Annotated in this window: 11 protein-coding genes; 1 reads left to right on the plus strand and 10 read right to left on the minus strand. The window is 71.5% G+C overall.

The genetic code is table 11. The annotated features are described in order from the left end of the window. Positions 1-3: 3 nt before the first annotated feature. Genes ACPZVR_RS06455 through ACPZVR_RS06465 form a run of 3 tightly spaced genes read right to left on the minus strand, consistent with a single transcriptional unit; the run spans position 4 to position 3,942 of the window. Positions 4-1,083 (minus strand): ABC transporter ATP-binding protein, encoded by a 1,080-nt coding sequence (locus ACPZVR_RS06455; protein ID WP_436698754.1) that lies wholly within the window; start codon positions 1,081-1,083, stop codon positions 4-6. After that, positions 1,076-2,830: an ABC transporter permease gene (locus ACPZVR_RS06460; RefSeq protein ID WP_436698755.1), complete on the minus strand. Its 1,755-nt coding sequence runs from the start codon at positions 2,828-2,830 to the stop codon at positions 1,076-1,078. The genes ACPZVR_RS06455 and ACPZVR_RS06460 overlap by 8 nt, the downstream gene beginning before the upstream one ends. Beyond that, on the minus strand, positions 2,827-3,942 hold the full coding sequence (locus ACPZVR_RS06465) for an ABC transporter substrate-binding protein (protein ID WP_436698756.1): 1,116 nt from the start codon (positions 3,940-3,942) through the stop codon (positions 2,827-2,829). The genes ACPZVR_RS06460 and ACPZVR_RS06465 overlap by 4 nt, the downstream gene beginning before the upstream one ends. A 171-nt stretch (positions 3,943-4,113) precedes the next feature. Here ACPZVR_RS06465 and ACPZVR_RS06470 point away from each other — a divergent pair, with 171 nt between their 5' ends. After that, the gene (locus ACPZVR_RS06470; RefSeq protein WP_436698757.1) at positions 4,114-5,118 is read left to right on the plus strand and encodes a glycerate kinase; all 1,005 of its coding nucleotides are present in this window, start codon (positions 4,114-4,116) and stop codon (positions 5,116-5,118) included. Here the strand turns inward: ACPZVR_RS06470 and ACPZVR_RS06475 are convergent. From ACPZVR_RS06475 to ACPZVR_RS06505, 7 genes are all read right to left on the minus strand, one after another. Continuing rightward, the gene (locus ACPZVR_RS06475; RefSeq protein ID WP_436698758.1) at positions 5,103-6,758 is read right to left on the minus strand and encodes an FAD-binding dehydrogenase; all 1,656 of its coding nucleotides are present in this window, start codon (positions 6,756-6,758) and stop codon (positions 5,103-5,105) included. The two genes, ACPZVR_RS06470 and ACPZVR_RS06475, sit on opposite strands and share 16 nt — an antisense overlap. Before the next feature lie 30 nt (positions 6,759-6,788). Beyond that, positions 6,789-8,174 carry an MmgE/PrpD family protein gene (locus ACPZVR_RS06480; protein ID WP_436698759.1) on the minus strand — a complete coding sequence of 462 codons (1,386 nt, stop codon included), beginning with the start codon at positions 8,172-8,174 and terminating at the stop codon, positions 6,789-6,791. Continuing rightward, on the minus strand, positions 8,161-8,529 hold the full coding sequence (locus ACPZVR_RS06485; RefSeq protein ID WP_436698760.1) for a DUF4387 domain-containing protein: 369 nt from the start codon (positions 8,527-8,529) through the stop codon (positions 8,161-8,163). The genes ACPZVR_RS06480 and ACPZVR_RS06485 overlap by 14 nt, the downstream gene beginning before the upstream one ends. Then, positions 8,522-9,904 carry an acyclic terpene utilization AtuA family protein gene (locus ACPZVR_RS06490; protein ID WP_436698761.1) on the minus strand — a complete coding sequence of 461 codons (1,383 nt, stop codon included), beginning with the start codon at positions 9,902-9,904 and terminating at the stop codon, positions 8,522-8,524. Before ACPZVR_RS06490 ends, ACPZVR_RS06485 begins: the two co-directional genes overlap by 8 nt. A 20-nt stretch (positions 9,905-9,924) precedes the next feature. Then, the gene (locus tag ACPZVR_RS06495) at positions 9,925-10,992 is read right to left on the minus strand and encodes a tartrate dehydrogenase (protein WP_436698762.1); all 1,068 of its coding nucleotides are present in this window, start codon (positions 10,990-10,992) and stop codon (positions 9,925-9,927) included. After that, positions 10,989-11,957 (minus strand): phosphoglycerate dehydrogenase, encoded by a 969-nt coding sequence (locus tag ACPZVR_RS06500; RefSeq protein ID WP_436698763.1) that lies wholly within the window; start codon positions 11,955-11,957, stop codon positions 10,989-10,991. The genes ACPZVR_RS06495 and ACPZVR_RS06500 overlap by 4 nt, the downstream gene beginning before the upstream one ends. A 64-nt stretch (positions 11,958-12,021) precedes the next feature. Then, positions 12,022-13,287, minus strand: a complete 1,266-nt coding sequence (locus ACPZVR_RS06505; RefSeq protein WP_436698764.1) for an MFS transporter — start codon at positions 13,285-13,287, stop codon at positions 12,022-12,024. Between the last annotated feature and the right edge of the window lie 30 nt (positions 13,288-13,317).

The raw sequence follows: 13,317 nt of genomic DNA on the forward strand, positions 1-13,317 counted from the left end.
CGCTCACGCGACCGGGAAGGCCCGCAGCGCCGTCGCCGGAAGCTCGACGGTCAGTTCGGCGCCGTCGTCGACGCGCTGCGGTGTGCGGACCACGAGCTCGCCGGCGCCGATGCCGACGACGTAGCGGTAGTGGTCGCCGAGGAAGGCGAACGAGCGGACCTTGGTCGTCACCAGGTTGGCCACGCCGGCAGTGGCCGCACCGTTCGGGTGGACGACGATCTGCTCCGGTCGGATGCAGACCCGCACGTCACCGGCCGGAGTGTTCTCACCGTCGATGTCCAGCGGCTCACCCAGCCCGTCGAGCCACACCTGTCCGCCCCTCCCCGTGGCGGAGACCACTTGTCCGTCGAGAGCGTTGACGGTGCCGACGAAGTCGGCGACGAACAGATCCGCAGGCTCGTGGTAGATCTCCTCCGGCGTCCCGATCTGGCGCACCCGCCCCTGGTCCATCACCACGATCCGGTCGCTCATCGAGAGTGCCTCGTCCTGGTCGTGGGTGACGAAGACCGTGGTGACGCCGACGCGCTGTTGGAGGCTGCGCAGCCAGTCCCGGGCCCGCTCACGCAGCTTGGCGTCGAGGTTCGAGAAGGGCTCGTCGAGCAGCAGCAGGTCGGGCGGGTGGGCGAGCGCGCGGGCCAGTGCGACGCGCTGCTGCTGCCCACCACTCAGCTCGTGCGGGTAGCGGCCCGCCAGGTGGTCGAGCTCGACGAGCTCCAGCACCTCGTGGACCCGCGCGGACCGTTCACGACGCCCGGTCTTGCGCAGCTTGAGGGGATAGGCGACGTTGTCGTGCACGGTCAGGTGCGGCCACACGGCGTAGGACTGGAAGACGACGCCGCAGTTGCGTCGCTCCGGCGGGAGGTCGATCCGCCCGCCGTCGAACACGACCCGGTCGCCGAAGGCGATCCGGCCGCGGTCCGGTGAGTGCAGGCCGGCGATGGACCACAGCGTCGTCGACTTCCCGCAGCCGCTGGGGCCCAGCAGGGTGTACAGCTCACCGTCGCGGACGTGGAGGTCGAGCTCGTGCAGGACGGTGTTGTCGCCGAACGTCTTGGCGACGTCGGTCAGGGTCAGGTCAGGCATGGGCACGTACCCCCAGGAAGAGCCGGCCGGCGCCGAGGACGACGACCGTGATGAGCATCTGGATCACGCCGAAGGCCGCGACGGCGCCGCCGGTGCTGGTTGCCGCGAGCTGCAGCATCGTCAGCCCCATGACCGGCGTCTTGTCGGTGACCAGGAAGACCGCCGGGTCGGCGTCGTTGAGCATCGACACGAACAGGAGGACGAAGCAGGCTGCCATGGCGGGAGCACTCAGCCGCAGCGCGATGCTCGTGGTCGCCCGCCACCAGGTGGCGCCCGACGTGCGTGCGGCGCGGTCGAGGTCCTGACCGATCGCGGCGAGGGCGGGGTAGAACACGCCGTACCCGAGAGCGAGGCTGCGGACCGCGAACGCCAGCCCGAGTCCCCACAGGGTGCCGCGCACGACGCCACCGGGATCGAGGATCGCGAACGACCAGAAGAACGCCATGCCGGTCACGAGCCCCGGCATCATCCGCGGCCAGAGCACCGCCTGCTGGAGAGACCCGCGGAACCGGAAGTCGGAGCGGTGGGCGACGACCGAGACCACGGCGATCGCCAGCGTGGTCAACAACCCTCCGACGAAGGCGATGAGCAGGCTGTTGACGATCGACTCGGTCCAGATCGGGTTGTCGAAGACGGCCTTGAAGTTGTCCGTCGTCAGCACCGACCAGGGTGAGATGAAGGGTGTCAGGATCGTCGTGAACGCGGTCAGCACCACGCCGGCGAGCGGTACGACGATGAGGACGCCCAGCACGGAGGCGAGCGCGCCCGCGAGCGGCCAGCGGGCCGGGCCGAGATCCACGACGCGCTGGGCCGTCGACTTGCCGGTCACCGTGGTGAAGCGGGATGCGTCACCGACCAGCCGATTGCGCAGGACCAGGAGACCGGAGACGCAGGCGAGCAGGAAGACCGCCCCCGCCGACACCACGCCCTGGCGCGGTGTGGTGCCCGCCGACCAGTTCTCGTACAGGTACGTCGAGACGAGGGTGATGTCGTTGGAGAAGCCGAGGATGAGCGGCAGGCCGAGCACCTCGAAGGTCACGGCGAAGACGAGCAGCGCAGAGTTGATGACCGCCGGCCGCAGCAGCGGCACGGTGACCGAGACCAGGGCGCGCAGTGGACCGGCTCCCGAGCTGCGCGCCGCGTCCTCGAGCGAGGAGTCGATCGCCAGCACCGTGGTGCGGCAGAAGAGGAAGACGACCGGTGCGGCCACGCTCGTCGCCACCAGGGCCATGCCCGGCATCGAGTACAGGTCGACCGGGAAGGACAGGAAGGTGTTGAGCTCGATCCAGGAGCTGACGTAGCCGGACGGTGCCCACATCGCCATCCACCCGACGATCAGGACCAGCCCGGGCAGCATGACCGGCAACAGGAAGACCGCGGCGAGGAGCCGGCGCAGCGGCAGGTTGGTGCGGGTCAGCAGCACCGCGGTCCCGACCCCGAGCACGACCGAGAGAGCCGTCGTCATGGTGGCGAACACCAGGCTGTTGCGCACCGCACCCCACCAGGCGGGATCGGTGAGCAGGTCACCGTAGTTGGCGAGAGTGAGGGAGCCGCCGGAGCGGTAGAGCGGCGTCGACCACAGTGAGGCCACCGTGATCGGGATGACCGGGCCGACGACCAGCACCAGGGTGAGCAGCCAGATCAGGTAGTGGCTCGCCGTCGTCGGCACCCGCAGTCGCTCGGACCGACCGGTGCGGTCGGCGCCCGACGCGGAGGCCCCGGGCGCCGACCGGGCAGAGACCGTCATCGACCGAAGGCCTCGTTCCACCGCGCGACGGTGGCATCACGCTGCTCGACGACCTCGGGGTCGAGCGAGCCGATGATGAGGTTCTCCTCGCCACCGATGGCGTTGATCACCTGCGGCAGGCCGAAGTCGCACGCGACGCCGTCGCGGTACGGCGTGAAGCCTCCGCTGCAGGCGGCTTCCTGGCCCTCGACCGAGAGGAGCCAGTTGACGAAGACCTTCGCGGCGTTCGGGTGGGACGCCTCGGCGGTGACGGCCACGGCCCGTGGGTTCAGCGGCGTCCCGTCCTCCAGATAGCGGTAGTTGACGACCTCGGCGACATCGCCGGTGATGAACGCGCGCACCGCGCCGGCGACGAAGAAGTTGGCGACGTACTGACCCTGGGAGAGCTTGGTGACGAGCGGACCGTTGCTCGACTCCACCCCGGAGTGGGCGCCGATCGTCTCGAGGATCTCCCAGCCGTCCTCGCCGTACTTCTCCACATAGGAGGTCGTCGCGGAGAACTGCACCGAGTTGCCGATGTCCGTCGTCCCGATCTTGCCGTCGAGCTCGGGGGCCATCTCGGCGAGCTCGGCCAGCGTGGTGGGTTGCTCGTCCTCGGGCAGCAGCGCCTTGTTGAAGACGGCGATCACAGGGTCGAGGGACACGGCGTAGACGCCGGGGGCGAGCCGCGCGTAGTCCGGGAGGTGCGGGCTGTTGGGGTCCTCGTACTCCTCGACGCCACCACCCGCGATGAAGGACTGCCAGCCGACCACGTCGCTGTTCATGACGACGTCGGCCGTCGTGTTGCCTGAGGCGGTCTCGGTGTCGTAGCGCTGGAACATCTCGGAGTCGTCGAGCGGGAGGCTGCGCAACGCGATGCCCGGGTACGCCGCCTCGAAGGCCTTCTTGATCGGCGCGGTCTGCTGGTCCTCGGCGTTGGTGTAGAGCAGGACCTCGCCCTCCTTGCGGGCGGCGTCGATGGTGGCCTCGTCGAGCGGCGTCACCTCCGACGCCTCACCGACGTCCGCGGTCGGCGCCGGTGTGGTCGACGATGTGTCGTCGGCGGAGCTTCCGCAGGCGGCGAGCGCGATGGCGCCGGCCACGGCCAGCGGCAGGAGTGCGGTCCTACGCATGAGATCCCTCGATTCCTATGACCCGCGCACACGCGGGCGGGCGGCACGAGCAGCCGCGCGGTGGTCGGAACGTGACTGCCGTCATACTGTGCGTTGCTATTGCAAACGTGTCAAGAGTTGCAGAAGATGGATGCCATGGAATTTCTGGCCACGGCGGCCCCGTCCCCGAACGTGCTCGTAGCACCCGACAAGTTCCGCGGCACCGCGACTGCCGCCGACGTGGCCGCCGAGGTCGCCGAGGTGGCTGTCGGCCTGGGCTGGTCGGCGGTCGCGCTGCCGCTCAGCGACGGCGGTGAGGGTCTCCTCGACGTGTTCGGAGGCGCCGACCGGTCGAGCACCGTCACCGGGCCGCTCGGGACACCGGTCACGGCGCGCTGGCTGCTCCGGGGCGGTCGTGCGGTCATCGAGGCGGCGGAGGCCTGCGGACTCCTCCTGGCGGGCGGGGCGGAGGGCAACGATCCGGTGCGGGCCACCTCGGCCGGCGTGGGCGACCTGATCGCCGAGGCGCTGCGGGCGGGTGCCGCCGAGATCGTGATCGGCCTCGGCGGCAGTGCCTGCACCGACGGCGGCGCGGGAGCACTGGACGCCCTCGGCGCCTGGTCGCCCGACTGGCCGGGTTTCGGCGCCACCCGCGTCACCGTGTGCTGCGATGTCGACACTCGCTACGTCGACGCAGCCCGCGTCTTCGGGCCGCAGAAGGGCGCCGGGGCCGATGAGGTCGCCCACCTGGAGTCGCGTCTCCAGGACACCCGCGCTCGCCTGCGCGAGCGGTGGGGCCTGGACCCCCACGAGCTGCCGGGGTCCGGTGCGGCCGGCGGGCTCGGCGGTGCACTGGCCGTCGCGGGGGCGGAGCTGACCCGCGGCATCGACCACGTCGCCGACCTCGTGGACCTGGAGCAGGCGATCGCGGCGGCCGACCTCGTCATCACCGGCGAGGGACGACTGGACGAGTCGTCCCTGCAGGGGAAGGTGGTGGGCGGCGTGATCGACCGGGCCGAGGCGCTCGGCGTGCCGGCCGTCGTGATCGTCGGCATCGCAGACCCGTCGGTACGGGTCGGCGTGCCGGTGCACTCCCTGACAGCGACCTGCGGCGCCGCGGCCGCACTCCAGCGCACCCGGGAGTCCCTGCGCGTCGTCGCTGCGGATGTGCTGGCGAGGGCTCAGCCGACCGCCTGAGCGGCGGCACGGCCGGCCACCCGCCCCGAGAAGAGGCAGCCGCCCAGGAACGTGCCCTCCAGTGCGTTGTAGCCCATCATCCCGCCTCCCCCGAAGCCACTGACCTCGCCCGCGGCGTAGAGACCAGGGAGGGGCGTCCCGTCGCCGCGCAGGCACCTCCCCTCGAGATCGGTCTCCAGCCCACCGAGGGTCTTGCGGGACAGCACGTTGAGTCGCACGGCGATGAGGGGGCCGGACCGCGGGTCCAGGATCCGGTGCGGAGTGGCGACGCGGATCAGTCGGTCGCCCCGGTAGCGCCGCGCTCCCCGGATCGCGGTCACCTGCGCGTCCTTGCCGAACTCGTGGTCGGTCGCGCGGTCGCGGGACTCGATCACCGCTCGGAGGTCGGGCTCGGCCAACCGCGGTGCGTCGTCGTCGGCGATCCTGTTCATGCCCTGCACCAGCTCGGCCAGGGTGTTCGCCACGACGAAGTCCTCGCCGTGCTGCTTGAACGCCTCGACCGGGCCCGGCGCGCCGCTGCCGATCCGCTTGAGCAGGAGCCGGACGTCCTTGCCGGTGAAGTCGGGGTTCTGCTCGGAGCCGGAGAGTGCGAACTCCTTCTCGACGATCTTCTGCGTCAGCACGAACCACGAGTAGTCGTAGCCGGTCGCCCGCAGGTGCGCCAGGGTGCCGAGGGTGTCGAAGCCCGGGAAGTACGGGGCCGGAAGGCGCCGACCCGTCGCATCCAGCCAGAGGGAGGACGGACCAGGGAGGATCCGGATGCCGTGGTTGTCCCAGACCGGGTCCCAGTTGCGCAGTCCCTCGACGTAGTGCCACATGCGATCCGGGTTGATGACATTCGCCCCGGCCCGGGCCGCGATCTCGAGCATCCGTCCGTCGACGTGGGCGGGCACCCCCGCGACCATCCGGCGCGGCGGCGTGCCCAGGCGCGCGGGCCAGGCCTTGCGAACCAGGTCGTGGTTGCCGCCGATGCCGCCCGAGGTCACCACCACCGCCTGTCCGCGGAGCTCGAACTCCCCCACCCCCGTCCGCGAGGTGGGCCGGCCGCGCGGGTCGCTCGCCGGCTCCAGCAGCGTCCCCCGTACGCCGACGACGGTGCCCGACTCGACCACGAGGTCGTCGACCTGGTGCCGGAAGGCGAAGGTGATCCGGCCGGTCGCGGCGTGCGCGCGCACCCTGCGCTCGAACGGCTCCACGACCCCCGGACCGGTCCCCCAGGTCAGGTGGAAGCGAGGGACCGAGTTGCCGTGCCCGTCCGCCCTGCCGTCGCCGCGCTCCGCCCAGCCGACGACCGGGAAGATCCGGTGGCCCATCGCTCGCAGCCAGGCACGCTTCTCGCCGGCAGCGAAGTCCAGGTAGGCATCGGCCCAGGCACGGGGCCACCGATCCTCCTCACGGTCGAACCGGGCGCTGCCGTGCCAGTCCTGCCCGGCGAGCTCGCGAGAGTCGCGCACCCCCATCCGTCGCTGCTCCGGAGTGTCGACCAGGAACAGTCCGCCCAGCGACCAGAAGGCCTGTCCGCCCAGCGACTGCTCGCCCTCCTGTTCCACGAGCACGACGGACCGTCCTGCGTCGGCCGCCTCGGCGGCTGCCACGAGGCCGGCCAGGCCCGCCCCGACGATCACGATGTCCGCATCCACCACGGCTCCTCTCCCTCTCTCGGTGCCCGGTCAGCGGGCCGGCTCGTTCTGCGCGTCGAGGACCAGTGCGCCCGTGACCTCGTCGACCGTCGGTGCCCGGTCGACCGACCAGAGCACGTCGAGCATCCGGCGAGAGGCGTCGGGCGAGGCCAGCGGCGCGACCAGACCGAGGAACTTGGCTTCGAACTGCTCGTCGGTCATCGGTGTGGCGTGTCCGCCCGGAGCGTCCCGCACCTCCCGCACGAGCTCCTCTCCGGACGTGAGCCGGATGGTCACCCGGTTGGGGATCCGGCGGGGCAGCATCGCGGTCAGGTCCGGGTCCTCGCGGACGATCACCCGATCCATCAGCGCCAGCACCGCGGGCTCGGCCAGGACCGCCGGCTCGTACGACGCCGCGGTGATCTCACCGTCGAGCAGGGCGCGCGCCACCGTGTAGGGCAGGCTGTGGTCGGCGGTCTCCCGCGTGGTCGGACGCCACTTGGCCGGGTCGCTGGCCAGGATGGTCAGGCCGATGTGCGTCGTGTCCACGACGATCTGCTGGACGGTCGCGGGGTCGGCCACACGGTCTCGCAGACCGAGTGCCGCCCACACCGCCGTCTGCATCTCTCCGTTGGTCGGCAGCAGCTTCGTGAGGGTGCGGCTCACGGCGTAGTCGTCGTCGTGCCTGCTCGGAAAGCGGTGGGGCTCGAGCTCGAAGACGTCGCTCACCTGCCGCATGAAGCCCATCTCGCCCTCGAAGACGGGGGCGGGCCCGGTCATGCCCTCGCGCGCCAGCCAGGCCGAGAAGACTCCGTTGCGGGCGGCGTTGGGGGCCGATCCCGCCTTCCATGACGAGAGCTCCCCGGTGCGGACCTGGCGCAAGGCGATGTGACCGTTGAGGGCGATGTTGACGGCGTGCGCGAGGCGCGGCGGGTCGAGGCCCATCAGCTTGCCGGCCGCCACCGCGGAGGAGACGACGACGTAGTTCACGTGGTCCCAACCGCGGCGGTACAGGTTGGCGCCGTCCTGGAGCTGCACCTGGACCTCGTACGCGATCGCGATAGCGGTCACGAGCTCGCGTCCGGTGCGGCCCTCGGCCTCGGCGACGGCGAGGCACGCCGGGATGTTGTCGCTGGGGTGTCCCGGCTCCTTGCCGATGTAGCCGTCGTTGAAGTCGAGGTAGCGCGCCATCGTTCCGTTGACGAACGCGGCCACGTCGGCACTCGCTGTCTGGCGGGTCCCGAGCACCCGGGCACCACGACCGCCGAGGCGGCCGGCGAGGCGTCGTGCTGCCTGCGAGGGTTCGGCATGGAACGCCCCCAGGCCGCAACCGACCGTGTCCACGAGACGCTGACGCACGGTGTGCACGGCGTGCTCGCCCAGGTCCTCGAAGCGAAGCTCCGCCGCCCAGGCGCCGAGCTCGTCAGCGATCGGCACCGGGGTGCTCCTCGTCGGAGCGCGGCACGCGCAGCATGGCGAGCGGGACGTGGTGCTGTCCGGCGTGCATGTCGCGGTCGCGGAGCGAGCCTTGGCTCACCGGTCGCGGGAACGAGATCTTGACGACGTTGAGCGAGGGGATCCGGAAGAGCTGGACCGAGTGCTCGTCGACGTCGTACAGCCGTGCGATCACCGCCTCGTCGAGGAAGGACGGATCCGCCGCGACGCGGTAGCCCTCGTCGTCACGCATGAAGAGCTCCATGGTGACCCAGAACGGGCCGGCGTTCTTCGAGCGGACCTCGTGCGCGAGGTCACCCAGGGTCGGCTCGGGAGCGGTCACGAAGGTCTCAGGCATCGGTGGGCTCCCCGATCTCGAGGCGGAACATGGCAGTGGGTGTCACGGAGTCGACGACGTGGTTGAGCACGAACTCGTACGCCGCCCCGCGCTCCACCTCCGCCGGCGAGCTCGCGAACGCGAGGCTGGGCAGGTAGTCCATCGACGGCGTCGGAAGGTGCAGCATCAGCGGGTTCGCGACCTTGGCGACGGCGGTGGCCGTGGCCTGATCGGGCGCATTGACCAACAGCATCACGCCGACCTCGCGAGGCGGGCCGCTGTCCGGCTCGAGATGGCCGAGCACGGCGTTATGCCCGTACAGCCGCAGGTCGAAGGCGTATTCGTGCTCCTCGAGACCGAGCGTCTGGCGCACCCGGTCGCGCAGGACGGTGTGCATCAGGCCGGCCCAGGCGTCGATGTCGCGCAGGATGAGCGGGTCGCGGATCGCCGAGAAGGACAGGGTCTCGTAGCCGGTGACCCGCGCCCCCTCCAGCTTGATGGTGTGCTGGTCGGCGACGTCGAACCGGGATCCCTCGACCCGCACCGTGCGGTCGTCCAGGGCGGTGTAGGTCGCGTCCCGGACATCCAGGGTCCCGTCCGGCTCGCGGAGCAGGAAGGGATTCACCGTCTCGTACAGCATGTGGGCGGCCACGAGCGTGGGCGTGCACGCGGCGGCGGGGTCGAGCGGCTGGATCGTGAACCCGGCATGGTCGATGACGGTGTAGACGCCGCCCGTGCGCGGGTTGCTCGTGGCCTGGCCGCCGCACTCGACGATCTTGGCCGCGTGCCAGGTCGGTCCGGCGGGCATGCCTTTCATCAGGGGGTAGGCCGCCGCCACCGCCGTGTCGGTCGCCCGTCCGGCGAGCACCACCTGCGCGCCCGCCTCCAGCGCCTCGACGATCGGCTCGTGGCCCATCAGCCCGACGATGTGGGTGCAGCTCTCCAGGGTCTCCGCGTCGAGCTCGCCCAGCGGCGGCAGCGGGTGGATCCGGCCCTCGCCGAGGGCCTCCTTGAGGTCGCCGGCGCTCTGCTCGCTGTAGATCCGGGCCACCCTGAGGTTCAGTCCCTCCTCGGACATGACGTCGGCGGCGATGCCGGCGACCCAGTCGACCCCGTTGTCGGTGCCGCTGGTGCCGCACGAGCCCACGATGAGGGGGACGTCGGCTCGCGCCGCGGCCTTGAGCAGGCTGCGCAGATCCCGCGCGACGGCCTTCGCCGTGGTCTTGGGCCGCGACCCACCCAGGTAGGAGGGCCCGGAGTCGGTGGACCCCCCGTCGATGGTGATGACGTCGATGCCCAGCTCCAGGCCGCGTTCGATCGTGGCCTCGTCCCAGCCCGCTCCCAGCATGCCGCTGGGGGTCAGCACGCGGACCCGGTCGACCGGTCGGTCGTTCATAGCTCTCTCTTCTCCTGTGCTCAGGCGGGGATCGCGGCCAGCACCGCGTCCGCCAGGTCCTGGGTGGTGTCGGTGCCGCCGAGGTCGGGGGTACGGACGGCGCCGTCGGCCAGCGCCCGCTCGATCCCGGTCATCAGGGCCGCCGCCGCGTCCTGTTCGCCGAGGTGGTCGAGCATCATCGAGGCCGACCACAGCGCACCCAGCGGATTCGCCACCCCCTGACCGGCGATGTCCGGGGCGGACCCGTGCACCGGCTCGAACATCGAGGGGAACTCCCTCTCCGGGTTGATGTTGGCGGCCGGCGCGATGCCGATGCTGCCGGCGATCGCCGCGGCGAGATCGCTGAGGATGTCGCCGAACAGGTTCGAGCCCACGACGACGTCGAAGTCGGCGGGTCGCAGCACCAGCTTCGCGACGAGCGCGTCGATGTGCTCCTGTCGCCAGCCCACCCCCGGTCGCAGCGCTGCGCGCTCACGCACGATCTCGTCCCAGAACGGCATCGTGTGCACGATCCCGTTGGACTTCGTCGCCGAGGTGACGTGCCCCCGTCGGGTGCTGGCGAGGTCGAAGGCGTAGTCGGCGATCCGCGTGACGCCGGCTCGGGTGAACACCGCCTCCTGCACGGCCATCTCCTCGGGGAAGCCGCGGTTGAGGCGCCCGCCGATCTCGCTGTACTCCCCCTCGACGTTCTCGCGGACCACGACGAAGTCGACCGGGCCGGGCTCGCGCAGGGGCCCCGGCAGTCCCTCGAGGACGCGGATCGGCCGCAGGTTGACGTACTGCCGGAACTGCCGACGGATCGGGATCAGCAAGCCCCACAGCGAGACGTGATCCGGTACGCCGGGCCAGCCGACGGCTCCGAGCAGGATGGCGTCGTGCCCCGCGATCCGGTCGAGACCGTCGGCGGGCATCATCGCCCCGGTCTCGGCGTACCGCTGGCAGGACCAGTCGAACACGTCGTACTCGAGCGAGAAGCCGAACCGGCGCGCGACGAGATCGAGCGCCTGCTGGGCCGGCGGCAGGACCTCCGCGCCGATGCCGTCCCCGGGGATCACGGCGACGCGGTAGGTGGACGGGACGGTGCTCATGCGGTCTCCTCGATCAGGTGGGCGTTGACGCAGTGCCGGGGCCGACCGTCGAGCGCGGCGACCAGCTCCGCCGCACCGTCCAGACCCGCCGCGGCGCGGGCCTGGGCCGTCTGGCCGGCGAGGTGCGAGCAGACGATGACGTCGTCGAGGCCCCGCAACGGACTGTCGGCGGGCAACGGCTCCTCCGCGACGACGTCGAGCGCCGCGCCGGCGATCTCTCCCTCGCGTACGGCGGCGGCCAGTGCGTGCTCGTCCACGACGGCTCCTCGCGCGGTGTTGACGAGGACCGCGGTGCGCTTCATGGCGCGCAGCTCGGCGGCGCCGATGAGTCCGCGGGTGCGAGGGGTCAGCGCGGTGTGGAGGGAGACGTAGTCGGCCTGTGCGAGCAGCTCCGGCAGCTCCACGAAGCGGATCGACGCTCCGCCACGCTCCCCGGGAGCCACGCTGGTGGTGCAGAGGACGGTCATCCCGAACGCCTGGGCGAGCGGCACGACCGCCCGGGCCGCGGCGCCGTACCCGACCAACCCCAGCGTGGCGCCCCTGAGCTCGTGACCGTCCTCCCGGGGCCAGCGCCCCGCGGACACGCCGGTCGCGCTCTGGACGATCCGACGCGCCGCGGCCAGGAGCAGGCCGAGGGTGAACTCGGCCACCGCGTTGGCATTGATGCCCGGCAGGTTGCTGACGGTGATGCCGTGGCGCGCCGCGGCCTCGACGTCTACCGAGTCGTAGCCGACACCGGTGCGGACGACGACTCTGAGCGAGGAGGCGCGAGCGAGCACGTCGGCGGTCAGCGGCTCGTTGGCGATGAGGGCGGCGTCGGCGCCGTCGAGCAGGGCGACCAGCTCGTCGGGGTCGCGTCGCCCGCGGAGCGGCGCGTGCACGGTCGTGTGCCCTGCGGACGTCAGGTAGGTGTCCACCTCGTCCCCGGGGCGCAGGTAGTCGGTGGTGATCAGGATGCGGGACACGCTCTCTCGTCTCTCCTCGTGCTTGTTCGGGACGGGTGGTCGGGACGGGTCGGAGGGGTTCCGGTCACAGGCGCAGGGCAGGCGTGTCGCGGCGCTGGAGCGCGTCGATCCGCACGACGACCGCGACGGCGATGAGGGCGACCAGGCCGATGTCGAGCATCATCAGCGACCACCCGGTCAGGTCGACCATGCCGCCGACCAGGGCCGGACCGAGGAAGCCCCCGCCGGCCCAGCCGACCGTGTAGAGACCGGTGTAGGTCCCCACGACCCGGCTCGAGGGCGCCAGGTTCCACAGCACCACGACCGCGTTGACCAGGAAGGCCGAGGCGCCGGCAGCCGCGATGCACAGGGCGACGACCGTGCCCGTCGCGCTCTGGGCGAGGGAGCCGACCGCCATGCCGAGGACGAACAGGCCCATCCCGATCACCATCGTGCGCAGGCGGCCGACCCGCTCGGCGATCAGGGCCATCGGATAGGCGGCCAGGACGAACGCGATCCCGCTCGGCAGGGTCAGCCCGCCCGCCGAGCCACGGCTCAGGTCGAGCGCCTCCATGCCGTACGGCGTGACCAGTGACCGGGAGGCCGCCCACGCTCCGCCGAAGAGCAGGATCGCCAGGAGCAGCAGGGCTCGGCTGCGGTCGGTGTCGCGGAGGATGTCGTCGACGATCGCCCGTACCCGCAGGTCGTCGCGCTCCGTCCCGCCGCGCGCGGCGTCCTCGGCCAGCGCCTCCTGGTAGGCGGGCGACCTGCTGTCCCGCAGGCGGGCGGCGAGCACCACGGCGGAGATCAGGAGCAGCACGGCCGGGATCGCGAAGGCGAGCTTCGGGTGGTCGTCGACCACGAAGATGCTGACGAGGGCCGCCACGATGACGGTGAGGCTGGTGGCGATCTTCACGACCGCGTTGGCCCGGCTCCGCCGGGCGGCAGGGATGAAGTCCGGCAGCAGCGACTCGGCGATCGGCTTGAAGGCGTTGGCCACGAGGGCGTAGGCGAACATCACCGCCACGAGCAGCGGCAACGAGGCCGACGTGTGCGGGATGAGGAGGAAGAGCGCCGCGGCGACCGGCATCCCGACCATGAGGTACGGCATCCTGCGCCCCCACGAGGTGCGCGTGTTGTCGGAGCGGTTGCCGATCCAGGGCTGGACGAAGATGCCCAGCAGATTGTCCATGCCCATCAGCAGGCCCACCAGGGCGGCGCTGGCGATGTGCTCGCGGAGCAGGGGCGGGACCTGCGAGTCGTAGAAGTTCCACGTCGACTCCTGGGCGAAGACGGCGAGCGCGACCAGGAGGGTGATCCGTCGCGTGGGGACTCCCCCGTTCGCCGTCACGGCTTCCTCCCTGCCGGGCCGAGGCGCCGG

Origin of the sequence: Nocardioides segetis, from assembly GCF_051390595.1 — a bacterium.
Lineage (GTDB): Bacteria > Actinomycetota > Actinomycetes > Propionibacteriales > Nocardioidaceae > Nocardioides.